The following is a 25409-nucleotide window of genomic DNA, read 5'->3' as shown; positions in this document are numbered from 1 at the left end:
CGGCCCAGCCTCACGCCGGCAGTGACCGCGATGCCGGGATCAGGGGGCCCTGGACCGCTCGGTGGGCGCGGGGTTCCGTGGTGTTCGTCCAGCAGGAGCCTCGGCGGGCGAGGAGGCGGTGGAGCCAGAGTTCGGTGGAGACCAGGTCGGCGAGGCCGTCCAGGGGGATCGGGGCGCCGTCGGCCGCCGCGCGCAGGGCCTCGCGGACGACGCGGGCCTCGATCAGGCCCGCGTCCGCGAGGAGCGGGGCGTCGAAGAGGGCCAGGAGGTGGGGGAGGGCGGCGCGCAGGCCCGCGCGGGTGGCGGCGGGCGGGACCGCCGGGTGGGGGGCGCCCCAGCCCGGGGGGAGGTCGTGGACTCCGGCGCCCGCGAGGACCGTGCGCAGGATGGTCGCCCGGGCGTCCGGCTGGACCCTGAGTGATTCGGGGAGGCCGCGGCAGGCCCGTACCACCTGGTTGTCGAGGAACGGGGCGTGGAGGCGCTGGCCGCGGATCTCGGCGGCCTGCTCCAGGACCCGGTGGTCGGCCGCCGCGCGGGCGAGGGCGGCACGCGCGCGTGCTTCGCCCGGGCGCTGGACGGAGGCCGGCAGGGTCGCCGCACGGTTCAGGCGAACCGATACTTCAGCCAGTGCCTCCCCCGTCATCCAGCGCGCCGCCGGCCCCGGACGCGACCAGGTGAGGGCGGAGAGCGAGGCCTCCAGGGGGCCGAAGCCGTCGGGGGGCGTGCGGTTCGCCTCCTGGACGCGGCGGGCCGCCGCCTCCAGACCGGTGCGGTACGGGGTACGGGCCAGCCTCCGCGCCGCCCTGTACACGGTCAGCGGCACCAGGAGCGCGCCCGCCGACGCACCCGACGCCTTGGCGAGCGCCGCCACCGGGCGCACCAGCGAGCGGCGCCTGCGGTCCATCAGGAGGTCGGCGAGGCGCGCCGGGTGCGCGTCCAGGACCTGCTTGGCGCCCATCCCCGTGAAGTGGTCGGCGCTGCCGCCCGCGAGGCGCCTGCGGTGGCGTTCCGCGGTGACGAGTGCGGGGCCCGGTTCGTCGGTGAGCGGCCCGTCCAGCGCGGCGTACGGGAGCGCCTCCTCGCCGGCCGCGACGACCACGTGGTGCAGGCGCGGGTCGGCCGCGAGCTCCCCGGCCCGTTTCAGCTCGTCCTCCCGGTCCGCGCCGGTCCGGGTCGCCAGGTCGTTGAAGGTGACCGCGAGCAGCCGCTCCCCCGCGCCCGTCCCGTGGCCGAGGATCGTGCCCGGCCGCCCCGGCAGCCCCGCCGCGAGGAGGGCGAGCGTGCCGGAGGCGCTGCCGCCGGACAGGTCGGCGCCGATGCCGGGCGCCGGGCCGCCGCCCCGGGCCGCGCGCCGGTCGGCGGGCCCCATCCCGGGGACCGGGCCCGGGTCGGGCAGCGGGGCCTCGGGCGCGTGCCGGGGCGCGGTGAGCCGGGCCCGTACGGCCTCGACCAGCGCGTCCCGCACCCCTTCGACGGCCTGCCGGGCGTCGGACTCGGGCGCCGCGACCGCGAGCGAGGCCACCGCCTCGTACCCGGCGATCTCCCGCGAGCCCTCCCGCAGGATCAGCGCGTGGCCGGGCGGCACCCGCCGCACCCCTTCGTACGGGGTGGAGTCGCGGAGCGCCTCAGGGGTCTCGGGGCAGGCGAGCAGGGCGCCGAGGTGGCCGATGTCGAGCTGGGCCTCGACGAGGTCGGCGAGCGGCAGGGCGGCGGTCGCGTAGGCGGTGCCGCCGGCCCACGGAGTGTGGAACACCGGCCGGGCGCCCGCGAGATCACCGGTGACGGTGACGCGGCGGCCGGCCTTGACGACGACGGTGTAACTGCCGGGCCACGCCGTCAGATGCCGCAGTGCGCCCCCGCGCGCGGTGAGCAGGCCGACCCGCAGCTCCTCGTCGGTGGCGGCGCAGCAGCCGAGCACGGCGAGGCGGGTGTGGTCGTCGACGGCCACCACCCGCACCTCGTCGGGGCGCCAGTCGCCGACCGCCCACAGCGGATCGGGGTCGCCCCAGAGGAGTTGCGCGCCCACCGGTTGCACGGTGTGCACCGTGTGCCTGTCAGCCCCCGGGGCGTGGCCCGTGCCGTAACCGGCGTCGTACCCCGCCGTGGAGTCGTAGCCGCCGTTCACCGCTCCCGCCCAGGCCCCCGCGGTCGTTGCGAAGCTCGCGGCGACGCTGCTCCAGCCCACCAGCCATCGCATCGGCGCCTCCACGTCCGTTTCGGTGGAGGCCATGCTGCCACGACAACGGCGCACGGGGCGGAGTCCGGGTGCACGCGTGCGAAAGGTGAATGCGCCCCTGGCATGGGCCAGTTGGGTACCGGCGTCATTCGGCCAAATATCGACCCTCCCCGGAGGGTCGGAGGGGCGTCCGGGGGTCCGGGCGTCCGCCCGGCTCGCCCCCCGTCCTCATGCGTCACCGGCAGCCCGGGAGGCGCTCCCGCCTCCCGGCGCCGTCCGCCGCCCGCGGGGAGCTGAGCGGCGGTGTCCCCCAGCCCACTGGTCCGGGACACCGTTCCCGGCCGAGCGGGCCGACCCACGCACCGTCCATGGAAGCGCTCCCCCCGCCGCCCGGACGAGAGCGCACGGCCGGGCGCACGGCCACACGGCGGGAGCACGGGGCGGGCGGGCACCCCCTTCCGCCGACCGGTCACACAACAATCTCGCCATACGGAACACCGCCCCTTAACGGTAGGGATGCGGCGAACTACGCTGTGTTTACGAATGCCGCACGCCTATGCCCGGCGTCGTGGCGGCCGTCTGGGTTGTCGAGGGGTGGCGTGATGTCCAGGGAGCAACGCGGGCCGAACGAAAAGCTCGGCACGGTTCTCGCCCTCGCGGGAATCAGCAACGCCGGGCTCGCCCGGCGCGTCAACGACCTCGGCGCACAACGGGGACTGACGCTTCGTTACGACAAGACGTCGGTCGCCCGGTGGGTGTCGAAGGGCATGGTGCCGCAGGGCGCCGCGCCGCACCTGATCGCCGCCGCGATCGGCCAGAAGCTCGGCCGGCCCGTGCCGCTGCACGAGATCGGGCTCGCGGACGCCGACCCGGCGCCCGAGGTGGGGCTCGCCTTCCCGCGCGACGTGGGCGAGGCGGTCCGCTCGGCCACCGACCTGTACCGGCTGGATCTCGCCGGGCGGCGGGCCGGCGGTGGCGGCATCTGGCAGTCGCTGGCCGGCTCCTTCGCCGTGAGCGCGTACGCGACGCCCGCCTCCCGCTGGCTGATAACCCCCGCCGACCCGTCGGTGGAGCGCGAGGCGCCCCGTCCCGGCGGCGGCCCCGGCTCCGGGACCGGGTCCGGGACTGGCTCCGGGGCCGGGACTGGCTCCGGGTCCGGGTCCGGGTCCGGCGGGTTGGACCCGGGCTCCGCCGCCGCGGTCGCCGCGGAGCACGTGCGCGTGGGCCACAGCGACGTCGCCAAGCTCCGCGAGGCCGCCGAGGACGCGCGCCGCTGGGACTCCAAGTACGGCGGCGGGGACTGGCGCTCGTCGATGGTGCCCGAGTGCTTACGCGTGGACGCGGCGCCGCTGCTGCTCGGCTCGTACTCGGACGAGGTCGGCCGCGCCCTCTTCGGGGCGACCGCCGAGCTCACGCGCCTGGCCGGCTGGATGGCCTTCGACACCGGCCAGCAGGAGGCCGCCCAGCGCTACTACATCCAGGCCCTGCGGCTCGCCCGCGCCGCCGCCGACGTGCCCCTCGGCGGCTACGTCCTCGCCTCCATGTCCCTCCAGGCCACCTACCGGGGCTTCGCCGACGAGGGCGTCGACCTCGCCCAGGCCGCGCTCGAACGGAACCGGGGGCTCGCCACCGCCCGCACCATGTCCTTCTTCCGGCTCGTCGAGGCCCGCGCGCACGCCAAGGCCGGCGACGGGCCGGCCGCGGCGGCCGCGCTGAAGGCCGCCGAGGGGTGGCTGGAGCGGTCCCGGGCCGGCGACGCCGACCCGACATGGCTGGGCTTCTACTCGTACGACCGGTTCTGCGCCGACGCCGCCGAGTGCTACCGGGACCTGAAGGCGCCCCGCGAGGTGCGCCGCTTCACCGAGCAGGCGCTGTCCCGGCCGACCGAGGAGTTCGTCCGCTCGCACGGACTGCGGCTCGTCGTCTCCGCCGTCGCCGAGCTGGAGTCGGGCAATCTGGACGCGGCCTGCGCGGCGGGCACGCGCGCGGTGGAGGTGGCGGGGCGGATCTCCTCGGCGCGGACGAACGAGTACGTACGGGATCTGCTGCACCGGCTGGAGCCGTACGGGGACGAGCCGCGCGTCGTGGAGCTGAGGGAGCGGGCCCGGCCGCTGCTCGTCGCGCCGGTGTGAGGTCCGGTCGCCGGGGCCGTGTCCGGAGTCGGAGTCGGAGTCGGAGTCGGAGCCGTACGACGACGACTGCGACTGCGGCCCGGCGCCGCCCGGATCCGCCCGGATCCGCGTGACCTGCGTCTCGTGCGGTCCCGTGAGGTTTCGCGGGATTGTCAGTGGGCCAGTGCACTATCGGGGGTGGGAGGTGACAGGTGGCGCCGGTGTTTGACTGTGACGTGCTGGTGATCGGTGGCGGGATCGTCGGTCTGTCGACGGCGTACGCGCTGACGCGTGCCGCGCCCGGCACCCGGGTCACCGTCCTGGAGAAGGAGCATGCCCCCGCGCGGCACCAGACCGGGCGCAACAGCGGGGTGATCCACAGCGGGATCTACTACCGGCCCGGCTCGCTCAAGGCGCGGTTCGCGGTCGAGGGCGCGGCCGAAATGGTCAAGTTCTGCGCGGAGTGGGGCATTCCGTACGAGGTGACGGGGAAGCTCGTCGTCGCCACCTCGCGCGACGAGCTGCCCCGGCTGCACGCGCTCGTGCAGCGCGGCAGGGAGAACGGCATCCCGGTGCGGGAGCTCGGCCCGGCGCAGATCAGCGAGTACGAGCCGCGGGTGCGGGGGCTGGCCGCGATCCATGTCGGCACGACCGGCATCTGCGACTACACGGCGGTCGCCGGGCGGCTCGCGGAGCTCTCGGAGGCGCGGATCCTGTACGGGGCCGAGGTCACCGTGATCGACCGGCGCCCGTGGGGCGTCGCCGTGCGGACGGCGGACGGGCGGGTCGTGCGGGCGCGGGTCCTGGTGAACTGCGCGGGGCTGCACTGCGACCGGATCGCGCGGCTCGCGGGCGACGACCCGGGGATGCGGATCGTCCCCTTCCGGGGGGAGTACTACGAGCTGGCGGACCCCTCGCTCGTGCGGGGTCTGGTCTATCCGGTCCCCGACCCGGCGTTCCCGTTCCTCGGGGTGCATCTGACGCGGGGCATCGACGGCGGCGTCCACATCGGGCCCAACGCGGTGCCGGCGCTCGCCCGGGAGGGATACGGCTGGTCCGTCGTCCACCCGCGCGAACTGGCCGCCACGCTGGCCTGGCCCGGGTCGTGGGCGATAGCGCGCCAGCACTGGCGGTACGGGGCGGGTGAGCTGCGGCGCTCCGTGTCGAAGCGGGCCTTCACGGAGGCCGTACGGAGACTGCTGCCGGTGGTGGAGGAGTCCGACCTGCGGCGCGCGGCGCCGGGGGTGCGGGCGCAGGCGGTGCTGCGGGACGGGACGCTGGTCGACGACTTCCTGATCCGGGAGGCGGCCCGGACGGTCCACGTGCTGAACGCACCTTCGCCGGCGGCGACGGCTTCGCTGCCGATCGGGCGCGAGGTGGCGCGGCGGGCGCTGGCGCGGTTGTAGCTCCGCGGGTGGGGGGTGCCGAGCGGTTCGTCTCCCCCACCCCGCCCCTTCCCGAAACCCTGCCGGGGGCTGGTGGGGGGCAGGGGGGCTTCTTCTCCGGGGGCTGCGCCCCCGAACCCCCGCGGCGGCGGCTTCGCGCCGCCGGCACCGTCGGCGCCCGGACCCGGCCGCTCCGGTGACGGGCCCCGGGCGGGCGCCTGCCGCTCCGCCGTCGGCCCAGGACCGTGCGCTCTCCCCCCGGTCCCCCGGACCGTGCGCTCTCCCCCGGCGGACCCCGGTAGTCGTGGGGCGATCGTAGGATTGGGGCATTGTGTCTGAGCAGCCAGAGAACAGCCCGCGTTCCGTCGCCGACCCCGTCCAGCCCGTCGCGCGGCGGGGCAGTCGGATGTTCGCCCCCGGTGAGGGGCCCCTGCCCGATCCCGCCGGGGCTCATCACGAGCGGCGGATCCGGAGCTTCCAGCCGCGCCGCAGCCGTGTCACGTACGGGCAGGCCGAGGCCATGCTGAAGCGGTGGCCCGACTGGGGCCTCGACATCGACGGCAAGCGGGTCCTCGACCTGGGCGAGATGTTCGACGGGCTCCCGGTCGTCCTGGAGATCGGCTTCGGCATGGGCGAGGCGACCGCGCAGATGGCCGCCGCCGACCCCGGCACCGGCATCCTCGCCGTCGACGTCCACACCCCCGGCCAGGGCAACCTGCTGGGCCTCGCCGACCGCAACGGCCTGACCAACGTCCGGGTCGCCAACGGCGACGCGATCATCCTGCTCCGCGAGATGCTCGTCACCGACTCCCTCGACGGCTGCCGGGTCTACTTCCCCGACCCCTGGCCCAAGGCCCGCCACCACAAGCGGCGGCTCATCCAGCCCGAGTTCCTCAGCCTGCTCGCGACCCGGCTCAAGCCCGGCGGCGTCCTGCACTGCGCCACCGACTGGGAGTCGTACGCCGAGCAGATGCTGGAGGTCCTCTCCGCGCATCCGGACTTCGAGAACACCCGCGAGGACGGCGGCTTCGCTCCCCGCCCGGACTTCCGGCCCGTCACCCGCTTCGAGGGTCAGGGTCTGGACAAGGGACACGTCGTGCACGACCTTCTTTTCCGGAGGAAGTGACCCGGAGGAAGTGACAGGGAGTTCGTTACTCCTTCGCCCGGTGTCGGTGCGGGTCGTTAGGGTCGCTGACGTGTCGAACCCCGTCCTCGCCCCCGTCCCGCACCGGGACACCGAAGAGCCGGCCTTCCCTGTCGCCGCCGACCGGTCCCAGTGGCGCTACCGGCCGCGCCGCGCCTTCTGGCGCAGCCGGCTGGTCCGGGCCGTCGCCGTGATCACCCTGCTCGCGCTCTGCGCCCTGGTCATCCTGGCGCTGGTCCGCGAGCAGACCGGCACCCAGGGCTTCCTCGTCGGCCTGGGTCTCGCGGTGCTTCCCGTACCGCTGCTCATGGCCGCGTTCCGCTGGCTCGACCGGGTCGAGCCGGGCCCCTGGAAGAACCTGCTCTTCGCCTTCGCGTGGGGCGCCTTCGCCGCCGCGCTCGTCGCGATCCTGGCGAACTCCTTCGCGGTCCGCTGGATCGCGACGGCCACCGCCGACCCGGACTCGGCGGACACCCTCGGCGCCACGGTGATCGCGCCGGTCGTGGAGGAGAGCGCGAAGGCCGCCGCGATCCTGCTGCTCTTCCTCTTCCGCCGACGGCACTTCGGCGGGCTCGTCGACGGGGTCGTCGTCGCCGGTTTCACGGCGACCGGCTTCGCCTTCACCGAGAACATCCTCTACCTCGGCAACGCCTTCGGGGAGGACCAGCAGGTCGGCTCCACCGGCATCGGGATGGTGACCGCCGGAACGTTCTTCGTCCGGGTCGTGATGTCGCCGTTCGCGCATCCGCTCTTCACCGTGCTCACCGGCATCGGCTTCGGCTTCGCCGCGCTCGCGCCGCGCGGGAAGCGGCTCCGGCGGGTGCTGCTGCCGATCGTCGGACTGCTCCTCGCGATGGGCATGCACGCCGCCTGGAACGGCGCCGCCACCTTCGGCGGCCCCCTGGCCTTCTACGCCGTGTACGGCGGCTTCATGGTCCCCGCCTTCGGTCTGCTGACCTGGCTCGCGGTGTGGAGCCGGCAGCGCGAGCTGCGCACGATATCCGGGGAGCTCCCGGCGTACGCGGCGGCCGGCTGGCTCTCCCCCGCCGAGCCGCTCGCGCTCTCCTCGATGCGCGCCCGCCAGCTGGCCCGCGCCTTCGCCGCCCGGACGTACGGTCCTCCGGCGGCGCAGGCCGTCGGCGAGTACGAGTCCTTCGCGACGACCCTCGCGTTCCTCCGGGACCGGGCCCGGCGCGGTACGGCCGGGCCCGACTTCCCGGCCCGGGAGGAGGAGCTCCTGCACCACCTCTGGCAGCGCCGGGCGGTCGCCTCCCCCGCGCTCACGTACGCGGCGCGGGCGACGGGCCGGGTGTGGGCGCCGCCGCAGTACCTGGACTACGGCGGCTACAACCCGTACCGAAGCTAGGCGGTGGCCGAGGCCTCCGTGAGGAGCGCCAGGTCGGCCTCCGTCAGGGTGAGGTCCGCGGACGCGACCAGGGCCGGGAGCTGCTCGACCGTACGGGCCGAGGCGATCGGCGCGGCGACGGTCGGCCGGGAGGCGAGCCAGGCGAGGGCGACGGTGGCGAGCTCGGCCTCGTGCGCCTCGGCGACCGCGTCGAGCGCGGAGAGCACGGCCCGGCCGCGGTCGGTCTCCAGGTGGCCGCCGGCCCCGGAGGCGCGGACGCTGTCGACTTCGGTGCCGGGGCGGTACTTGCCCGTGAGGAAGCCGGCGGCGAGACCGTAGTACGGGACGGCGGCGAGTCCGGCGCTCTCGACGGTCTCCAGGAGCGGGCCCTCGTAGGTGTCGCGCGAGACCAGGTTGTAGTGCGGCTGGAGCGCGACGTACCGGGCGAGGCCCTCGGCCTCCGCGAAGTCGAGGGAGGCGCGCAGCCGCTCCGGGGAGATGTTGGAGGCGGCGACGGCGCGGACCTTGCCGTCCTTCACGAGCTGGTCGAGGGCGGTGACGATCTCCTCGACGGGGACGGTCTCGTCGTCGAAGTGCGTGTAGTACAGGTCGATGTGGTCGGTGCCGAGGCGGCGCAGCGACTCCTCGGCGCCCGCCTTGATGGTGGTGGCGGAGAGCCCCTTGAAGTGGGGGTGGGCGCCGACCTTGGTGGCGACGACGATGTCGTCGCGGTTGCCGCGGGAGGCGAGCCAGCGGCCGATGACGGTCTCGGACTCGCCGCCTTCGTTGCCCTCGGCCCAGGCGGAGTAGACGTCCGCGGAGTCGACGAAGTTTCCGCCGGCGGCGGCGTAGGCGTCGAGGACGGCGAAGGACTGTGCCTCGTCGGCGGTCCAGCCGAAGACGTTGCCGCCCAGGGCGAGCGGGAAGACGTGCAGGTCGGAAGAGCCCAGCGTGCGGAGAGAAGTCATGGGGTGATCAACCCTCCGCGCCACCGGGCGTATTCCGCTTGGGACGTCCCGAGGCCTTCAGGGCCTCAGACCGGCAGGCCCTTGGAGCGGAGCCAGGCCGCCGGGTCGATGCCGTCGCCGCCCGAGGTGTGGACCTCCATGTGGAGGTGGGCGCCGGTGACGTTGCCGGTGGCGCCGACGCGGCCGATCGTCTCGCCGGTGGTCACGGTCTGGCCCGCGGCGACCGTCATGGAGGAGAGGTGGGCGTACCAGATCTCGGTGCCGTCCTCCATCTCCAGGACGACGCGGTAGCCGTAGGAGCCGGACCAGCCCGCCGACTTGACGGTGCCGCTGTGGACGGCCTTCAGCGGGGTGCCCGTGGGGGCGGCGAAGTCGAGACCGGTGTGGTAGCCGGAGGACCACATCGAGCCGGACTGCATGTAGGTGGCGCTGAGGGAGTACGAGGAGAGGGGCATCGAGTAGCTGGCGGCGAGCTGGGCGAGGCGCTCGGCCTCGGCGGCCGCGGCCTTCCGCTCGGCCTCCGCCTTGGCTTCCGCCTCCGCCTTCGCCTTGGCCTCCGCTTCGGCCTTGGCCTTCGCCTCGGCGGCCGCCTTCTCCGCCGCTTCGGCCTTGGCCGCGGCCTCGGCCGCCGCCTTCTCGGCCGCCGCCTTCTCCGCTGCGGCCTTTTCGGCGGCGTCGGCGGAGGCCTGCTGCTGCTCGGCCTGCTGGAGGATGCGGGCGCGGAGGACCTCGCCGGCGTCGGCGACATCGGCGGCCGTGGCCGTCCCTGCCTGCGGGGTGTACGTGGCCTGGGCGGTCCGGGCGGTCGTCCCGGTCCCGGCCGTCGTGTCGGCTGCCGGGGTGACGTACGTGGCGGCGGTGAGCGGGTGCGCGTTCCCGCCGGTCGCCTCGATGGTGTCGCGGATCTGCTCGTCGGCGTCGTCGGCGAACAGCTCGCCGACGCCGGGGAGGTCCTCGGCGGCCGGGAGGTTCAGGTCGGCGAGGTCCGGGAGGTCGGGGAGCGATATCGCGACCGGCGGCTTCTCCTGCGCGGTGGCGAGACCGCCCGCGCCGACGGCCGCGATGACGCCGACGCCGAGGACGGTGGAGGAGCGGGCGAAGTTGGAGCGCTGCTTGACGACCCGGTGCCGGCCGCCGGAGCGGCTCTCGGCGCGGAGGGAGCCCTCGGTGGGATTCCACTCGGTGTCCGGAGCGGCAGGACCCGCACCACCACCGAAGGCATCGAAGGGGGCTTCGGGTGCGGGAGTGTTGGACGCCACGGAGGCGCGCTCCTTTCCTTCCTTCTCGCCTACCGGGTTAGCTGACGGGTTCGGAGCAGGAAGGTCTCCTACGGGCACGGTCGCACGGGTGCGAAGGGCCCGATTCACCCCAAGTAGTGGTTCCCCGGTTCCTTTTCAGGATTCGGCGCGTGCGCACGGTGCCGTCTCTTGCGACGGTTGTGACGACCGCGCTGCGTTATCGAACGTTAATAGACAGGGGGGTCCGATTCCAAGCTGTTCCCGGTGATCATTCATTGAATTGGTCGGGAATCGCCCGAGTTGACCCCCCTTCAGAAAGGCGCCGCCAAACCCCCACGATCTGACGTTATGTCAATTGTTATCGGAGTGACACTCCTCGACTACGCCTGGTGACCGGTCCGGTCCGGCGGCACCGGCGGCACCACCGGCATCGTCCTGCGCCTCTCCTGCTGCCCCGCCGCCGGCCGGCTCAGCGCGAGCAGCGCCATGTCGTCCGTCGACGCGCCGCCCGTGTGGAGCCGTACGTCGTCCACGAGCGCGTCGAGCAGCTCCTCGGGCCCCGGGAAGATCCGCCCGGCGAGGCGGGACGCCGGGTCGTAGAAGACGCCCGCCGTGTTCCGCGCCTCCGAGAGGCCGTCCGTGTAGAACAGCAGCGTCGCGCCGGGCGGGTACGGCCGCTCCTCGGCCCGGTCCGGCCACGCCGCCAGCTCGCCCATGCCGAGCGGCAGCGCCGGCTCCGCCGGATCCAGCACGTCCAGGCTGCCGTCCACGTACAGCAACAGCGGTGGCGGATGGCCCCGGTTGACGACCCGTACGGTCCCGGCGCCGCCCTCGCGGACGCGCGGGATCTCCGCCAGGACGGCCGTCGTGAACCCCTCGAAGGCGTCGAGCCCGTCCCTGCGGGTCCCCTCCCGGGTCAGCGCCCGCTCCAGCCGCTGCGCCACGCCCTCCAGGCTCCGCTCCTGCTCGGCCGCCTCCCGGAACGCCCCGATCACCACGGCGACGGCCTCGACCGCGTCCATCCCCTTGCCCCGGACGTCCCCGACGACGAGCCGCACCCCGTGCGGGGTCTCCTGCACGGCGAACAGGTCGCCGCCGATGAACGCGTCGGCCTGCGCCGCCTCGTAACGGGCCGCGCACTGCAGCCCGTCGATCCGCTCGGCGGGCGTCGGCAGCACCGCCTTCTGCGCGGTCTCCGCGATGACCCGCGCGGAGGCCAGCCGTTCGCCGCTGCGCCGCACGACCCGGTTGATGAGGAGCGCGAGCGCGGAGACGGTGACGACGGTGAGGGCCTCGGTGAGGGCCGGGATGCCCGCCGCGGTGTCGTTGTAGAGGTGGAGGCCGACGGAGGCGAGGACGGCGGCGAGCCCGGTGAGCAGGGTCGTGAGCATCGAGAAGAACGGCGCGGCGATCAGCGGGGCGGCGGAGAAGAGCGGCGCGGCGGTGTACGCGGGCGGCGTCAGCACGTCGAAGACGACACCGCCCACGATGATCAGCGGGGGCAGCGCGCGGAGGAAGCGCCGGGCCCCGCCGTACGGGCCGCGGCCCTCGCCGCCCCGCCGCCCGCGACCCGCTGCTCCTAGGGGGTGCCCCACCTGTGCTCTCCTGCCCGGTCCGTACCGGCCACGGTGATCCGTACCGCGCCCTCCCAGGGTGGCCGCCGCCGCACCCGGCGGCGACCTCCACGGGGCCGACTGGCGTACGCCCCCGGACACCCCCTAGGGGGTGTCCGGGGGCGCCGCGAGGCGGCCGCCGCGGGCGAGGAGGGCGACCGCCGCCGCGCACACTAGGCCCACCGCGCACAGCGTCAGCCACGGCACCGCCGACCAGCCGGTGACGTCGAGCAGCGCGCCCGTGCCCAGGTTCCCGAGGGTGATCCCGATCCCGCAGACCGTGTTGTAGAGCCCGTAGTGGGTGGCCACCCAGCGCCCCCGGGAGAGGGCGACGACGGTGTCCATCTCGTACGGGTAGAGCACGGCGTTCGCCACGGCCAGGACCGCCGCGCACAGCAGCAGCCCGGCCACGCCCCGGCCCAGGGCCACCGGGACCAGGAAGGCCCCGCCCATCAGCGCGAGCCCGAGGACCAGACACCGCTCGCGGTCGAGGCGGCGCCGGCACCAGGCCGTGATCCGCAGCTGCCCTGCGAGCGCGACCAGCGCCGACACGACGAACAGCGCCGTCGTGAGCCCCGTGCCCTCCGCCGCGAGCGGCAGCGCCAGATAGACCTGGAAGGACAGCACGTACGAGCCGGTCATGGCGAGCGAGAAGAGCCAGAAGGTCCGGTGGGAGAGGACCGTACGGAACTGCCCCCGCTCCCCCCGGCCCCCGGACACGCCCCGTACGGGCAGATGCCGGAGCTGCACGAGGGTCAGGCCGGCGAACAGGACCGCCGCCACCGTGCACGTCAGCCGGAACGACACCCCGGTGAGCGCCACCCCGACGAGCGGCCCGAGCAGGATGCCCGCCTGGTAGTACGCGTTGAACAGCGCGAAGGCCTGTACGCGCCGCTCCTCCCCGGCCTCGGCCGCGAGGCAGGCCCGGACCGCCGGGTTGAACAGCGCCCCCGCGAGCCCGGTCGCGAGCGAGGCGGCGATCAGCATCGGCAGCGACTGCGCGAAGGCGAGCGCCCCGAAGCCGACGGTCCGCAGCGCGCAGCCGGACACGATCAGCGGTTTGAAGCCGAGCCGGTCGGCGAGCGCCCCGCCGACCAGGAACATGCCCTGCTGGGAGAGGTTCCGGGCGCCGAGGACGAGCCCGACCGCCCAGGCCGCCATGCCGAGCCCGTCCGCGAGGTGCGCGGCCAGGAACGGCATGAGCATGTAGAAGCCGAGGTTGATGGTGAGCTGGTTGAGGAAGAGCAGCCGTACGGCCGGATCGAAGGTACGGCTCTGCTTCCAGAGGCCTCCCTGCGGAGGCGCGGTCGCGAGGCTCACCGGCCCAGCCCCGCCCGGTGCGCGGCCTCGGGGCCCATGACGTCACGGCCCGTGGCCGTACGGCCCGTGGCCTCGCGGTCCAGGACCTTGCGGGTCCAGCCGTCGACGGGCGTGTCCGGCGCGTACGCGACCGGGTCCTCCCGCACCGGCCCGTCGAGGAGCCCGTGCGCCGCGCAGAACTCGTCGTTGAAGACGGTGTCGAAGTACCGCTGCGGCCCGTCGGGGAAGACGGCCGCGATCCGCGTCCCGCGCGGCCGGGTGCGGGCCAGCCATCCGGCGACGAGCGCGACCGCGCCCACGCTCCAGCCGCCGGTGGCGAACTGACGGGAGGCCAGGCGGCGGGCCGCCCGTACCGCCTCGGCGGGCGCCACCCAGTGGACCTCGTCGAACGCCCCGTGGTCCACGTTGGCCGGGTGGATGGAGGAGCCGAGGCCGCGCATCAGCCGCTCCCCGGCCGGCAGGCCGAAGACGGTGGAGCCGACCGAGTCCACGCCGACCAGTTCGAGCGCGGGGCTGCCGGTGGCGCGCAGCGCGCGGGCGATCCCGGCCGAGTGCCCGCCGGTGCCGACCGCGCAGACGAGGACGTCGATCCGGTCGAGCTGCTCGGACAGCTCGGCGGCGAGCCCGGTGTAGGCGTCGCAGTTGTCGGGGTTCCCGTACTGGTTGGGCCACCAGGCCCCGTCGAGGCGCACGAGCAGCTCGGCGACCAGGTCCATCCGGGCCTGCTGCCAGCCGCCCAGCGGGCTGGGCTCGGCGGCGACGTGGACCTGTGCGCCGTGGGCGACGAGCATCCGCTCGACGATCGGTTCGAGGCCGGGGTCGGTGACGACGTGCACGGGGTGGCCGTGCAGCACGCCGGCGAGGGCGAGTCCGAGGCCGAGCGTCCCGGAGGTCGACTCGACGATCGGGGCGCCGGGCCGCAGCTCACCGCGGCGGCGGGCCTGCTCGACCATGTAGAGGGCGGCGCGGTCCTTGATGCCGCCGAAGTTGAAGCCTTCGAGCTTGGCCCAGTAGCCGTCGTCGGTCCAGAGCACCGGGGTGTTGCCGACGGTCGGGACGGCGACGGGCAGGGTCGTGCCGGAGAGCGGATTGCGCATGGGAGATACGTCCTTGAGGTGGTACGCCGGAAGGAACCTGGTCACGCGGGTGCGAGGGCACCCGTGGACCCGGCTCAGTTCCGGTCCACTCCGAGGGCGATCAGCAGACGGCCCGGCTCGGGGCCGGGTCCCGCTCTGCCCCGGACGCAGCGCGCGCGGGGGTCGGTGCGGAGGTCCGCCGCGTACGAGGACGGGGTGACGGCCCCGGCCGAGACGTACGGCGCGGCTAGCTGCGGGGCGACGGTCTGCGCGGGCAGGTGGGCGTCGAAGGACCAGGCCTCCCCGGGCTGGTCGCAGCCGTGCGGCAGGGCGGGAGCGGAGACGACCGCGGTGCCGGAGGCGGGCAGGACGTGCCCGTGCGCTCCGTGGCAGACGCTCATCAGGAGGGCGAGGAGCGCGAGCAGGACGAGGACGGCGGGCGCCCGCCGTCGTACGTCACGCACAGACTCGTCACTCATGGTGTGCGCGAGACTACGGTGGGGTGTCGCGCACCGGCAAAGCGACGGGCGCGGTTTTGGCCACCGTTTACTTCCGACTACTTCGGATTACTTCCGGCCGCTCCGAGCACTTCCGGCGCGGTGGCTACAGGTTCCGCTCCGCGTAGACCGCCATCGCGTCCCGCACGAGGAGCGCGGTGCCCTCGCCGTGCTTGTCGTAGTTCGCGGTGAAGCGCGGGTCGTCGACGTACATGCGGCCGAGCCCGATCACGTACTCCTTGGTCGGGGTCGAGGTGGCCGACAGCCAGGCGATCTGGCGCCGCGTGATCGCCTGCACCTCGTCACTGTCGGCGGCCAGGCCGTCCCGTGCCGCCTGCCCGAAGTCGCGGGCGATGCCGGCCTGCTCGTCGAGGAAGGCCTTCCTCCCCTCCGCGTCGAGCGAGCGCCACCAGCGGTCGCCCTTCTCGTACGCCGCGCGGCCCCAGCGTTCGGTGACCTCCTCCTCGTACCGCGTGTGGTCGAAGCCGTCGAAGACTTCCTCTGCCATGAGCTCTTCTCCCTTCTCGGTCTTGTGGAGAGTGGTGCGGACGGCCTCGATCTGCCGGCCGATGCGCTCCCGCTCCTGCTCCAGGAGGAGCAGATGGGTGCGGAGCGCGGCGGACGGGTCGCTCTGCCCCTTCAGGACCTCGGCGATCGCGGGCAGCGAGAGCCCCAGCTCGCGCAGCAGCAGGATGCGCTGCAGACGCACGAGCGCCGCCTGGTCGTAGTACCGGTAACCGTTCGCGCCGATCCGGCTCGGCTCCAGCAGTCCCCGCTCGCCGTAGTGGCGGAGGGTGCGGCTGGTGGTGCCGGCCTTCTTGGCGATCTCCTGGATCGACCACTCCATGCCGACCACGCTAAATCTTGACGTCGCGTCAAGGTCAAGCGGAGAAGTGCGGGGGCGCAGGCGCGCATGTCCGCGGGAACGACGAAGGCCCGGATCCACAAGGATCCGGGCCTTCGTTTGCTACTGAGTAGCGGGGACAGGATTTGAACCTGCGACCTCTGGGTTATGAGCCCAGCGAGCTACCGAGCTGCTCCACCCCGCGTCGGTAAACACGACTCTACGTCATGACCGGGGCAAACACGAAATCGGTTTCTCAGCAGCCGCAGTCGTCGGAGTCCACCGGCGCCGTGAGCGGGTCCGCGGTCTTCTCCGCGGGCCCTTCCCACGTCTCGTACGCAAAGCCCTCGCGCACCCAGTACTCGAAACCGCCGAGCATCTCCTTCACCTGGAAGCCCAGCTGGGCGAGGGCCAGCGCGGCGCGCGTGGCGCCGTTGCAGCCGGGGCCCCAGCAGTACGTGACGACCGGCACGGACTTGTCGAGCAGCTGCTCGGCCTGCTCGGGGATGAGCGCGGTCGGCAGGTGGAGCGCGCCGGGGACGTGCCCCTGGTCCCAGGAGGCGGTGGAGCGCGAGTCGATCACGACGAAGCCCGGGTCCGTGCCCTCGGCGGTCGCGGTGGCCAGCGCGGAGGCCACGTCGGAGACGTCGGCGTGGAAGGCGAGGCTGGCGGAGAAGTACGCGGCAGCGGCGGCGGGGGTGGCCGGCAGGGTGCGGAGTACGGGGTTGACCTGCGTCGTTGTCGTCGTCATGGTGATCAATCTACGGACGAGGATCATGGTCCTGAAGTGGTGATTCACGGTGGTCGGGGGGCTCGGCCGGGGAATCCCGGGCGTTCGCCACGGGGCGGCGGGGATCTCACGCAACGAGACCGTTCGGGCCGCCGGAGCGCCGCGGATCGTGTCACATCGGCAGGGTTCCATCCGTCATGACGACATGACGGGACGCGAAGGGGGAGATCGACGAGTGAACGCCGAACTGGACCACGGCAAGGAAGCACTGGCCCGGCGGTTCGAGGCCGACCGCGGCCACCTGCGGGCCGTGGCCTACCGGATGCTCGGCTCGCTGAGCGAGGCGGAGGACGCCGTCCAGGAGGCCTGGTTCAAGCTCAGCCGCACCGACGTCAGCGCGGTGGAGAACCTCAGCGGCTGGCTGACCACCGTCGTCGGCCGCGTCTGCCTCGACATGCTGCGCTCGCGCGGCTCGCGCCGCGAGGACCCGCTGGAGTACTACGTCCCCGACCCCGTCGTCCGTCCCCACGACGCCACCGACCCCGAGCACACGGCGGAGCTGACCGAGTCCGTCGGTCTCGCGCTCCTCGTCGTCCTGGAGACGCTGTCGCCGGCCGAGCGGCTCGCGTTCGTCCTCCACGACATGTTCGCCGTCTCCTTCGACGAGATCGCGCGGATCGTGGACCGCACCCCGGCCGCCACCCGCCAGCTCGCCAGCCGGGCCCGCCGCCGGGTGCAGGACGCCTCGCCCGCCGCGGGGCCGGACGCGCGCCGCCAGCGGGAGATCGCCGACGCCTTCCTCGCCGCCGCGAACGGCGGCGACTTCGAGGGCCTGCTCGCCGTCCTCGACCCCGACGTGGTGCTGCGGGCGGACGGCGGCCGGATCCTCGCGGCCGCGTCCAAGGTGGTGCGGGGCGCCGAGGCCGTCATCTCGCAGGCGCTCCTGTACGCGAAGTTCCGGCAGGCGTCGCTGCCGGTCGTGGCCAACGGCTCGCCCGCGTTCGTCGCGGTCGTCGACGGCCGCCCCACCGTCCTCATGGCGTTCACGATCGCCGAGGACCGGATCGTCGGTCTCCAGATCCTGGCGGACCCGGAGCGGCTCGCCGCGCTCGGCCTCTCGGAGGAGGACCTGGCCCGCGCGACGTTCTGAGCCGGGAGCCCCGCTCGGGGCACACGGCATGCGGGAGGGGATCTTTCGTGCGATTTTGTACGAGTTGATCCCCTCCCGTCCGCCGACCGCGAAGGTGGCCGCTGTGCAACCGACCCCCGAGGAGGCCCGCCGGACGGCGGCCGACGCCTGGATCTGGGGCTACCCGGTCCTCGAGAACTACCGCACGATGTACCCGCAGGCGATCGACGCCGACGACCCCCGGTACGTGGGCGGCTTCGGGCGCTTCCGGCACTACTCGGAGCCGTTCACCGCGGCCAACACCGACGTCGTGACCCCGAACAACGACACCCCGTACTCCTGGGCCTGGCTCGATCTGCGCGCCGAGCCCGTCGTGATCTCCGTCCCGGCCGTCGACCGCTACTACGTCCTGCCGTTCCACGACCTCGACACCGCGTACGTCGGCTACGTCGGCGCCCGGACGACCGGCCAGGAGGCGGGCGACCACCTCCTCGCCGGACCCGGCTGGAACGGCACGGTCCCCGAGGGCATCACGAGCGTGCTGCGCGCCGACACCTTCCTCGTCGGCGTCGTCGGCCGCACCTACCTGTCCGGCCCCGAGGACGTCCCCGCCCTGCGCGCGATCCAGGAGCAGTACCTGCTGCGCCCCCTCTCCACGTACACGGACACGGCCGCGCCGCACCCCGCCGACGAGCCGGTCTGGCCGGTCTGGCGCGAGGAGGACCTGGAGAACATCGAGTTCTTCACGCTCCTCGACTTCCTGCTCCAGTTCTTCCCCGCCCTGGACGCGGACCGCGAGCTGCGCACCCGGCTCGCGGCGCTCGGGGTCTCCGGCACGGGCGAGTTCGAGCCGTCCGCGCTGAGCCCCGAGCTGCGCACGGCCGTCGAGCAGGGCATCGCCGACGCCCGGGCCCGTCTGGAGGAGGCCGAGAGCACCACGACGGACTCCACCAGCCTCTTCGGCACGCGGGCGGAGCTCGGCGACGACCACCTCGGGCGGGCGGTCGCCGCGGCCATGGGGCTGTACGGGCTCCCCGCGGCCGAGGCCTGGTACGGCGGCTGGGTGGCGGACGACCGCCACAACCGGCCGCCGAACGCCGCCGAGCACGACCACGTCATCCACTTCCCGGCGGGCCACCTGCCCCCGGCCCGCTTCTTCTGGTCGGCCACGATGTACCGGCTGCCCGACCGGCTCCTCGTCGACAACGAGATCGACCGGTACTCGATCGGCGACCGCACCCCCGGGCTCGTGTACGACGACGACGGCGGCCTCACCCTGTACGTACGGAAGGACCGCCCGGCCGAACCCGAGCAGGCCGCGAACTGGCTGCCCGCGCCCGACGGGCCCTTCACCGTCGTCGTCCGGATGTACGGCCCCGATCCGTCGGTCCTGGACGGCGGCTGGCATCTCCCGCCCCTCACCGTCGCGGACTGACGCCGGGCCGCCTCACCCGGGGGCCGCCTCGCCCGGGGCCCTCACCCCGGGGTCGCCTCGCCCGGGGTCACTTCTCCTTGGCGGTCAGCCAGTTCGTGACCGTCAGGGAGACGGCCGCGCTGGCGACGCCGAGGACGGCGCCCGCGACGACGTCACCCGGGTAGTGCACCCCGGTGTGCACCCGGGAGTAGCCCACGGCCGCCGCCAACGCCCCGAGCGGCACGGCGACGCCGGGCAGCACCACCCCCACGGCGGCGGCGAACGCGACCGCCGACGCGGTGTGCCCGGACGGGAACGAGGCCGAGTCGGGCATGCGGACGTGCCGGCTCACCACCACCCGGGCCGCCTCCCGGTCCGGCCTCGGCCGGTGGACGAGCCGCTTGCCCAGGAGGTTGGCCGAGGCCGAGGCCACGGCGATCGCCCCGGCGCCCGCGATCGCCGCCCGGCGCGGCCGGCCGGGGACGAGGGCGAGCGCGGCGGCGACGGTGAGCGAGATCTTGGAGTGGTTCGCCGCGGTGGAGAGCCGGCGCAGGCTCGTGTCGAGCGTGGGCGTGGGCGTGGCGGCCACTGCGGCGTACACGGCGCCGTCGACGGCCCGGAGGTCGCGCAGGACCGCCCGGAGGGTCTCGGGCTCCGCCGTCTCCGCTGTCATGTCCGTCATGCGCCGCTCCTTGGGGAGGTTCAGGGGGTACCAGGGGTGGGGAAGGCGAGCGTGGTGATCCGCCGCCAGTCGAGGGGCGGCAGGGGAGGCACGGTCCCCGGCCGGTCGCGGGGGACGAGGACCCGCAGGGCGCCGGGGCGGAGCGTGCAGACGACGGGGGTGGGCAGGGTCAGCGCCTCGCCGTCGACGGCGACGGCGATGGTGCCGGCACTGCCGCCATGGCCGCTGCCGCTTCCGTTGGAGCTTCCGTTGGGGCTTCCGGGGTTTCCCACGACCTCGACCCTACGGGCCGTCAGCACGTTCAGGCCGGCCGCCTGGGTCCCCCGTACCGCCAGCTCGGCGGCCTGCGCCGCGCCGTCCACGCGGACGCCGATCACCCCGAGCTCGCCCCGGTCGAGGCGCGGCCGGTGGGCGGAGGCGACACCGAAGGGATCGGGCGCCGCGTAGGCGTTGTTGCTGACGAGGAGCGCCTGCTGCGCCGCGAGCCGGACGGTGTCGACGGTCGCGTCGAGGCGCGCGCCCTCGCCGCCCTGGAGCAGATCGGGCAGGACGTCGACCGCGGTGCCGGCCTTCGCGTCGCGGTACTCGGGGCGCTGGACGACGTCCGCGTACACCCCGAAGGAGACGGTGTTGACGAAGGGCCGCCCGGCGACCGAGCCCAGGTCGACCCGGAGCTCCTCGCCGTCGGTCAGCGCCTTCAGGCAGGTCGCCGGGTCGGTGCGGTCGAGGCCCAGGTCCATGGCGAAGTGGTTGCGGGTGCCCGCCGAGATGACGAGGAACGGCAGGTCGTGCTCGGCCGCCACGGCGGCGACCAGCGCCTGGGTGCCGTCGCCGCCGGCCACCCCGAGGAGGTCGGCGCCGTCGGCCACGGCCTTGCGGGCGAGCGCGGTGACGTCGGTCTCCGCGGACAGGTCGAGCAGGACGACCCGGGCGCCCAGCGCCTCCGCGCGCGCGACGAGCCCGAAGCGGCCGACCTTCCCGCCGCCGGACTTCGGGTTCATGATCAGGACGGGCCGCCGGGGACGGGGCACGCGTACGCCGCGCATCAGCGCGTTCCGCTCGTGGTCGGGGCGGCGCAGGGCGGTCCGCGCGCAGCCGAGCGCCACGCCCCAGAACGCGAGGGCCACGAGCGCGTTGCCCCAGACGCCGCCGACCACGTACAGGACGAGGACGGCGATCGGCGCGCCCACGGCGAGCAGCGCGCCGAGCACGCGCACCGGCCCGCGGTGGGCGAGGAACCACCAGACGCCCATGGCCGCGGCGGCGAGCCCCACGAGCCCGGTCAGGAGGATCAGGATGCCGCCCGTCAGCGCGGTCAGGAGCGCCACGACCGCCGCGGCGGCCGCCGCCAGCGCGCACCGGGCCAGCCGCCGGGCCGTCTCCGCCGGATCACCGGAACCGCTCGCCGCCACCGACTCCACCTCCACGCTCCGGATCCACATTCCCTCACGCTCCCCCATCTCGCGCCCCGGAAGGACCCGTTCGAAGGAAAAAGATCACGGCGGACGATCAAGGATCGAGACCAAGGATCGGATCGAGGATCGGGATCGAGGATCGGGACCAAGGATGAAGACCTTCGAACGGGCGCCGCGGTTGCTCCCTCACTGCCCCGGACGCAGGCCGAGACCGGTGAGTTCCGCCCGGCCGGCGGCGGCGTGCTCGCCACCGGCGAGCAGCAGCGTGCGCGCCGACTGGTAGCGGCTGCCGGCCGCGCCGAACGCCCGTGCCGCGGCGAGGAGTCGTGGCAGGTCGCCGTCGAGCAGGGCCTCGGCCCGGTCCACCTGGGCGGTGGCGACCGGGTTGCCCGCGACCAGGGTCCGGGCGGCGGCCGTCCGGGCCCGGGCGTCCGGGTGCCCGGCGAGCACGGACGCCTCCGCCCTGAGGGCCACGTACCAGTGCAGCCAGATCCAGGTGACCCACTTCCACACCCGCTCCGGCTCCGGCGCGACCCGGTCGAGGGCCTCGGCGGCGTCCCCGTCGTGGAGCAGGACCATGGCGTCGAGGATCGCGCCGTAGCCGTGGCGGTACTCCTCCGCCGTGCCCGCCCGGTCGACGATCGCGAGCCACTCCGCCCGGGCCGCGCGGTCGCCGCGCAGACCGTGGACCATGGCGACCGAGGCGGCTGCGGGGCCGAGGGAGAAGGACTGCTGACGGCCGCTCCGCTCCCACGCGTCGAGGAACCGCGCGCTGCCGGTGAGCACCTCGTCGACCCGGCCGGCGAACGCGTCCGCGACCAGGAGCCAGGACGTGGCGTAGTGGCCCACCTCGGCGAGCAGCGGATGCCCGGCGAGCTGCCCGCCCCAGCGGCGGGCCTCCGACAGCCTGCCCGCGCCGAGGGCGGTCCCGGAGGCCATGGCGAGGGCGTCGAGGAGTTCGTGCGTCCGCGCGGGGGTCGACGGCAGGGGGGTCAGGAGATCGATCCGGCGGCGCGCGGCGGCCGCGGCGGCGAACGTGTCACCGGCCCAGCTGCGGGCGCCGGAAAGCGCGTCGAGGGCGGCGGACTCCGCCACCGGGTCCCCCGCACGCAGGGCGAGCGCGACGGCCCGCTCGGCGAGGGCGACGGTCTCCTCCACGGTGTTGTCGGTGGCCCCCTGAACGGCCCCGAAGGCATCCGCAAGCACGGCGGCCTCGGCAAGCGCGACGGCGGCGGAGGCGGCGGGGTCGGGGGCGGCAACAGCAGCGGCGGGGCCGGAGGCGGAAGCGGCGGGGCCGGAGACGGCAGGGTCGGCGGCGGAGGGGTCGGCGGCGGAGGGGTCGGCGGCGGAGGCGGCAGCGCCCGGGGTGGAGGCGACGGAGTCGGCGGCGGAGGCGGCAGCGCCGGGGGCCGCCGGGGTGGTGTCCGACAGTCGGCGGGCCTCCGTGAGCAGCGTCGCCGTCTCCTCCACCGCCGGGATCCGCGTGAACTCGCTGGAGAAGCGGTACGCGACGGTGGCGGCGGCCGCCAGGTCGCGGCCCGCACCGGCGCGGTCCCCGGACCGCCGGGCGGTCTCGGCGGCGGCCCTGTGCAGGCGGAACATGTCGTCGCCGAGCCGCCGGCACCCGGCCACCGCGGCGGCGAGCCGCAGGGACTCCCCCGCCTCGGCGTCGGCACCGGCGAGCGCGGCGGCCTGTTCGTACCGCTGCTGTGCCTCGCCGAGCAGGTTGCGGGTGAAGGCCGACTCCGCCAGGGACAGGGCGAGCCGGTGGGCGTCCGCGCGCAGCTCCGGCCGCTCGGCGGCCCAGGCGAGGGCGGCCCTGAGGTCCTCCGCCACGGCGTCGAAGCGGGCGCGCCAGTCCGCGCCGCCGGCGTCGAGGAGGTCGGCCGCCCGGTCCCGGCACCACGTCACGTGACGCGAGCGGACGACCGCCGACTCGCCGGCGTGGGCGAGGCGCTCGGCGCCGTACTGCCGGATGGTCTCCAGGGCCCGGTAGCGGGTGCCGGCGGCGGACGGCGTCACGGTGAGCAGGCTCTGCTCGGCCAGTCTGCCGAGCCCGTCGGCGACCGTGCCGGGATCGAGCGGGGCGAAGCCGGCGAGTTCCCCGGCCGCCTCGGCGGTGAACGGCTCCACGAAGACCGACACCCGGCGCAGCAGCGCCCGGTCCGCCGGCTCAAGCAGGTCGTGGCTCCAGTCGAGGACCGCCCGTACCGACCGGTGCCGGTCGGCGGCGCGGGGCCCGCCGGCGAGGATCCGCAACTGGTCGGAGAGCCCGGCGACCAGCCCGTCGAGCCCGAGCGTGGGGCAGCGCGCCGCCGCCAGCTCGATGGCCAGGGCCATGCCGTCGAGCCGCTCGCAGAGGGCCACGACCGTGTCCCGTGCCGACGGGTCCGGCGACAGGCCGACCGCCGCCGCCCGCTCCAGGAAGAGCTCCACGGCCTCCGAGTCCGCGCCCCCGGCCCGCGACAGCGGCGGGACGGGGAAGACCCGCTCGAACGGGACCATCAGCCGCGCCCGGCTCGTCACGAGCACCCGCACGCGCGGGCAGGCCGCGAGCAGCCGCTCCAGGAAGGGCGCGACCCCGTCGCGTATCTGCTCGCAGTTGTCCCACACGAGGAGGACCTGACGGTCGGCCAGTGCCGCGAACACCGACTCGTCGACGCCGCGCCCGGGCTGCTCGCCCACACCGACGGCGGCCGCGACGGCCGCTCCGACCCGGCCCGGATCGGTGACCGGGGCCAGGTCGACGAACCACACCCCGTCGGCGAACTCCCCGGCCAGCTCCGCGGCGACGGCCAGCGCGAGCCGCGTCTTCCCCACGCCCCCGGGACCGACGGCGGTGACCTGCCGGTACTTCTTCAGCGCCTCCGTGAGCTCCCCGCGCTCCCGGACCCGTCCGACGAACGCCGTCAGCGGCGCGGGCAACACGGGCACAGGCAGCCCGGCAGCCCCGGCGCCCCCGGCGGGAGCGAACTCGGCCGCCCGCCGCGAGAGCGCCCGCCGGTCCGGCACCGCGAGCTTCCGCAGCAGCGAGGAGACGTGCGACTCGACGGTCCGCACGGAGAGGAACAGCCGCGCGGCGATCTCCGCGTTGCTGAGGTGCTCCCCGAGGAGGGCGAGCACGTCGGCTTCCCGGGACGAGATCACTGAAGTGGACACGCCGTCATTATCGGCGCGTACGGAGCCCGTTCCGTGGTCGTTCCGTAGTCCGTTCCGTGGTCACCACGGAGGCGCCGGACGCCCGGCTGCCCGAGAGTGGAACCACGGCGAACGAACGCCACGGAAAACACCAGCCCCACACACCACAGGAGTGACCATGACCGGCACGACCACCACCCAGGGAATCAAGACCGTGCTGCACCCCGTGTCCGACCTGGCGAAGGCCAAGGCCGTGTACGCCGCCCTGCTCGGCGTCGAGCCGCAGATCGACCAGCCGTACTACGTCGCCTTCGAGGCCGCGGGCCAGCACATCGGCCTGCTGCCGGGCGGCGGCCCGCAGGGCCTGACCTCGTCCCTCGCGTACTGGCACGTGCCGGACATCGAGGCGAAGGTCGCCGAGCTCACCGCCGCGGGTGCCACCGTGAAGGATGCGGCGCAGGACGTCGGCGGCGGCCGCCTGGTGGCCACCGTCGTCGACCCCGACGGCAACCTCCTCGGCCTCCTCCAGGACAGCTGAGCGACCGACGATGGCCGCCGCACCCCGCACCCGCGCCCAGCGCCGCCACGACACCGAGGAACGGCTCGCCCACGACGTCGACGTCTGGGTGGCCACCGCCTCACCGGACGGCGCGCCGTATCTCGTACCGCTGTCCTTCGACTGGGACGGCGAGGCCCTGCTCGTGTCCACGCCGGCGGCCAGCCCGACCGGCCGGAACCTGGCCGCCACCCGGCGCGCCCGTCTGGCCCTCGGTCCCACCCGGGACGTGTCGATGATCGACGGCACCGTCGAGGTCCTGGAGATCGAGGCGCTGCCACGGGACCGCGGCGACCGCTTCGCCGCGCGCACCGGCTTCGACCCGCGCACGGAGGAGACCCCGTACCGCTGGTTCCGCATCACCCCGCACCGCATCCAGGCCTGGCGCGAGGCCGACGAACTCCCGCACCGCGAACTGATGCGTGCCGGCCGCCCGGTGGCCTGACACCCGGCCCGGGACAGGAAAGCGCCCCGACCGGTCGAAACCGATCGGGGCGCTCCCAGCAGGTCAGTAGGCCGTGTGGGACTCGAACCCACAACCAATGGATTAAAAGTCCACTGCTCTGCCAATTGAGCTAACGGCCCGTGGACAAGCACACCCGAGCAGCATAGCCCGAGAGCTCCCCGG

At 74.6% G+C, this 25409-nt stretch carries 20 protein-coding genes, 2 tRNA genes and 1 riboswitch; of the genes, 8 read left to right on the top strand and 14 right to left on the bottom strand.

The window, feature by feature from the left end:
* Positions 1 to 10: 10 nt before the first annotated feature.
* Positions 11 to 2197 (bottom strand): asparagine synthase-related protein, encoded by a 2187-nt coding sequence (locus ACFC0G_RS07085; protein WP_376398474.1) that lies wholly within the window; start codon positions 2195 to 2197, stop codon positions 11 to 13.
* A gap of 581 nt (positions 2198 to 2778) precedes the next feature.
* Here ACFC0G_RS07085 and ACFC0G_RS07080 point away from each other — a divergent pair.
* The 4 genes from ACFC0G_RS07080 to ACFC0G_RS07065 all read left to right on the top strand — a co-directional run bounded on the left by ACFC0G_RS07080 (position 2779) and on the right by ACFC0G_RS07065 (position 8182).
* Positions 2779 to 4308: an MFS transporter gene (locus ACFC0G_RS07080; protein ID WP_376398382.1), complete on the top strand. Its 1530-nt coding sequence runs from the start codon at positions 2779 to 2781 to the stop codon at positions 4306 to 4308.
* A gap of 200 nt (positions 4309 to 4508) precedes the next feature.
* Complete coding sequence (gene lhgO, locus ACFC0G_RS07075; RefSeq protein ID WP_376398380.1) at positions 4509 to 5693, top strand: L-2-hydroxyglutarate oxidase; 1185 nt, start codon at positions 4509 to 4511, stop codon at positions 5691 to 5693.
* A 385-nt stretch (positions 5694 to 6078) separates the two neighbouring features.
* Entirely contained in the window at positions 6079 to 6798 is a 720-nt protein-coding gene (gene trmB, locus ACFC0G_RS07070) for a tRNA (guanosine(46)-N7)-methyltransferase TrmB (protein ID WP_362252644.1), read from the top strand.
* 70 nt (positions 6799 to 6868) lie between these two features.
* On the top strand, positions 6869 to 8182 hold the full coding sequence (locus ACFC0G_RS07065; protein WP_376398377.1) for a PrsW family intramembrane metalloprotease: 1314 nt from the start codon (positions 6869 to 6871) through the stop codon (positions 8180 to 8182).
* On the opposite strand, the gene ACFC0G_RS07060 is transcribed toward ACFC0G_RS07065, so the two are convergent.
* The 9 genes from ACFC0G_RS07060 to ACFC0G_RS07020 all read right to left on the bottom strand — a co-directional run bounded on the left by ACFC0G_RS07060 (position 8179) and on the right by ACFC0G_RS07020 (position 16468).
* Positions 8179 to 9129 (bottom strand): aldo/keto reductase, encoded by a 951-nt coding sequence (locus ACFC0G_RS07060; protein WP_376398374.1) that lies wholly within the window; start codon positions 9127 to 9129, stop codon positions 8179 to 8181. The genes ACFC0G_RS07065 and ACFC0G_RS07060 overlap by 4 nt on opposite strands.
* Positions 9130 to 9194: 65 nt before the next feature.
* A complete protein-coding gene (locus ACFC0G_RS07055; RefSeq protein ID WP_376398371.1) occupies positions 9195 to 10388 on the bottom strand; it encodes a M23 family metallopeptidase in 1194 nt (397 codons plus the stop codon).
* Positions 10389 to 10399: 11 nt separating this feature from the next.
* Positions 10400 to 10546: riboswitch (cyclic di-AMP (ydaO/yuaA leader) on the bottom strand.
* Between the two features lie 201 nt (positions 10547 to 10747).
* Positions 10748 to 11962 carry a PP2C family protein-serine/threonine phosphatase gene (locus ACFC0G_RS07050; RefSeq protein ID WP_376398368.1) on the bottom strand — a complete coding sequence of 405 codons (1215 nt, stop codon included), beginning with the start codon at positions 11960 to 11962 and terminating at the stop codon, positions 10748 to 10750.
* 123 nt (positions 11963 to 12085) lie between these two features.
* Positions 12086 to 13300 (bottom strand): MFS transporter, encoded by a 1215-nt coding sequence (locus ACFC0G_RS07045; protein ID WP_376398365.1) that lies wholly within the window; start codon positions 13298 to 13300, stop codon positions 12086 to 12088.
* Complete coding sequence (locus ACFC0G_RS07040) at positions 13297 to 14397, bottom strand: PLP-dependent cysteine synthase family protein (protein WP_376398362.1); 1101 nt, start codon at positions 14395 to 14397, stop codon at positions 13297 to 13299. The genes ACFC0G_RS07045 and ACFC0G_RS07040 overlap by 4 nt, the downstream gene beginning before the upstream one ends.
* A gap of 74 nt (positions 14398 to 14471) precedes the next feature.
* Positions 14472 to 14855: a hypothetical protein gene (locus ACFC0G_RS07035; RefSeq protein WP_376398359.1), complete on the bottom strand. Its 384-nt coding sequence runs from the start codon at positions 14853 to 14855 to the stop codon at positions 14472 to 14474.
* A 124-nt stretch (positions 14856 to 14979) separates the two neighbouring features.
* The gene (locus ACFC0G_RS07030) at positions 14980 to 15720 is read right to left on the bottom strand and encodes a MerR family transcriptional regulator (protein ID WP_376398356.1); all 741 of its coding nucleotides are present in this window, start codon (positions 15718 to 15720) and stop codon (positions 14980 to 14982) included.
* A gap of 128 nt (positions 15721 to 15848) precedes the next feature.
* Positions 15849 to 15922: transfer RNA gene (locus tag ACFC0G_RS07025), tRNA-Met, on the bottom strand.
* A 51-nt stretch (positions 15923 to 15973) separates the two neighbouring features.
* Complete coding sequence (locus ACFC0G_RS07020) at positions 15974 to 16468, bottom strand: rhodanese-like domain-containing protein (RefSeq protein ID WP_376398353.1); 495 nt, start codon at positions 16466 to 16468, stop codon at positions 15974 to 15976.
* Positions 16469 to 16652: 184 nt separating this feature from the next.
* On the opposite strand from ACFC0G_RS07020, the gene sigJ reads away from it, so the two are divergent.
* Both sigJ and ACFC0G_RS07010 read left to right on the top strand, forming a co-directional pair.
* The gene (gene sigJ / locus ACFC0G_RS07015) at positions 16653 to 17597 is read left to right on the top strand and encodes an RNA polymerase sigma factor SigJ (RefSeq protein WP_376398351.1); all 945 of its coding nucleotides are present in this window, start codon (positions 16653 to 16655) and stop codon (positions 17595 to 17597) included.
* Between the two features lie 103 nt (positions 17598 to 17700).
* Positions 17701 to 19011, top strand: a complete 1311-nt coding sequence (locus tag ACFC0G_RS07010; RefSeq protein WP_376398348.1) for a DUF1254 domain-containing protein — start codon at positions 17701 to 17703, stop codon at positions 19009 to 19011.
* Positions 19012 to 19078: 67 nt separating this feature from the next.
* Here ACFC0G_RS07010 and ACFC0G_RS07005 read toward each other — a convergent pair whose 3' ends face one another.
* From ACFC0G_RS07005 to ACFC0G_RS06995, 3 genes are all read right to left on the bottom strand, one after another.
* Positions 19079 to 19672: a phosphatase PAP2 family protein gene (locus ACFC0G_RS07005; protein WP_376398345.1), complete on the bottom strand. Its 594-nt coding sequence runs from the start codon at positions 19670 to 19672 to the stop codon at positions 19079 to 19081.
* Between the two features lie 20 nt (positions 19673 to 19692).
* Positions 19693 to 21114 (bottom strand): diacylglycerol/lipid kinase family protein, encoded by a 1422-nt coding sequence (locus ACFC0G_RS07000; RefSeq protein WP_376398342.1) that lies wholly within the window; start codon positions 21112 to 21114, stop codon positions 19693 to 19695.
* A 159-nt stretch (positions 21115 to 21273) separates the two neighbouring features.
* Complete coding sequence (locus ACFC0G_RS06995; protein WP_376398339.1) at positions 21274 to 24246, bottom strand: LuxR C-terminal-related transcriptional regulator; 2973 nt, start codon at positions 24244 to 24246, stop codon at positions 21274 to 21276.
* A gap of 157 nt (positions 24247 to 24403) precedes the next feature.
* On the opposite strand from ACFC0G_RS06995, the gene ACFC0G_RS06990 reads away from it, so the two are divergent.
* Together ACFC0G_RS06990 and ACFC0G_RS06985 are read left to right on the top strand one after the other, a co-directional pair.
* Positions 24404 to 24763 (top strand): VOC family protein, encoded by a 360-nt coding sequence (locus ACFC0G_RS06990; RefSeq protein WP_376398336.1) that lies wholly within the window; start codon positions 24404 to 24406, stop codon positions 24761 to 24763.
* A gap of 10 nt (positions 24764 to 24773) precedes the next feature.
* A complete protein-coding gene (locus ACFC0G_RS06985) occupies positions 24774 to 25226 on the top strand; it encodes a pyridoxamine 5'-phosphate oxidase family protein (RefSeq protein WP_376398333.1) in 453 nt (150 codons plus the stop codon).
* A gap of 67 nt (positions 25227 to 25293) precedes the next feature.
* Here the strand turns inward: ACFC0G_RS06985 and ACFC0G_RS06980 are convergent.
* Positions 25294 to 25366: transfer RNA gene (locus ACFC0G_RS06980), tRNA-Lys, on the bottom strand.
* Positions 25367 to 25409 lie beyond the last annotated feature (43 nt).

The sequence above is a fragment of the Streptomyces sp. NPDC056169 genome, from assembly GCF_042268445.1.
GTDB lineage: Bacteria > Actinomycetota > Actinomycetes > Streptomycetales > Streptomycetaceae > Streptomyces.
This window is presented reverse-complemented; position numbering and strand designations above follow the sequence as displayed.

Excerpts from the sequence above, each read along its gene's own strand:
- ACFC0G_RS07085 (WP_376398474.1), bottom strand. The coding sequence starts at position 2,197 with ATGCGATGGCTGGTGGGCTGGAGCAGCGTCGCCGCGAGCTTCGCAACG.
- trmB (WP_362252644.1), top strand. The coding sequence starts at position 6,079 with ATGTTCGCCCCCGGTGAGGGGCCCCTGCCCGATCCCGCCGGGGCTCAT.
- ACFC0G_RS06985 (WP_376398333.1), top strand. The coding sequence starts at position 24,774 with ATGGCCGCCGCACCCCGCACCCGCGCCCAGCGCCGCCACGACACCGAG.
- ACFC0G_RS07035 (WP_376398359.1), bottom strand. The coding sequence starts at position 14,855 with ATGAGTGACGAGTCTGTGCGTGACGTACGACGGCGGGCGCCCGCCGTC.
- ACFC0G_RS07040 (WP_376398362.1), bottom strand. The coding sequence starts at position 14,397 with ATGCGCAATCCGCTCTCCGGCACGACCCTGCCCGTCGCCGTCCCGACC.
- ACFC0G_RS07005 (WP_376398345.1), bottom strand. The coding sequence starts at position 19,672 with ATGACGGACATGACAGCGGAGACGGCGGAGCCCGAGACCCTCCGGGCG.
- ACFC0G_RS07030 (WP_376398356.1), bottom strand. The coding sequence starts at position 15,720 with ATGGAGTGGTCGATCCAGGAGATCGCCAAGAAGGCCGGCACCACCAGC.
- ACFC0G_RS07080 (WP_376398382.1), top strand. The coding sequence starts at position 2,779 with ATGTCCAGGGAGCAACGCGGGCCGAACGAAAAGCTCGGCACGGTTCTC.
- ACFC0G_RS06990 (WP_376398336.1), top strand. The coding sequence starts at position 24,404 with ATGACCGGCACGACCACCACCCAGGGAATCAAGACCGTGCTGCACCCC.
- ACFC0G_RS07020 (WP_376398353.1), bottom strand. The coding sequence starts at position 16,468 with ATGACGACGACAACGACGCAGGTCAACCCCGTACTCCGCACCCTGCCG.
- sigJ (WP_376398351.1), top strand. The coding sequence starts at position 16,653 with ATGACGGGACGCGAAGGGGGAGATCGACGAGTGAACGCCGAACTGGAC.
- ACFC0G_RS07060 (WP_376398374.1), bottom strand. The coding sequence starts at position 9,129 with ATGACTTCTCTCCGCACGCTGGGCTCTTCCGACCTGCACGTCTTCCCG.
- ACFC0G_RS07000 (WP_376398342.1), bottom strand. The coding sequence starts at position 21,114 with ATGTGGATCCGGAGCGTGGAGGTGGAGTCGGTGGCGGCGAGCGGTTCC.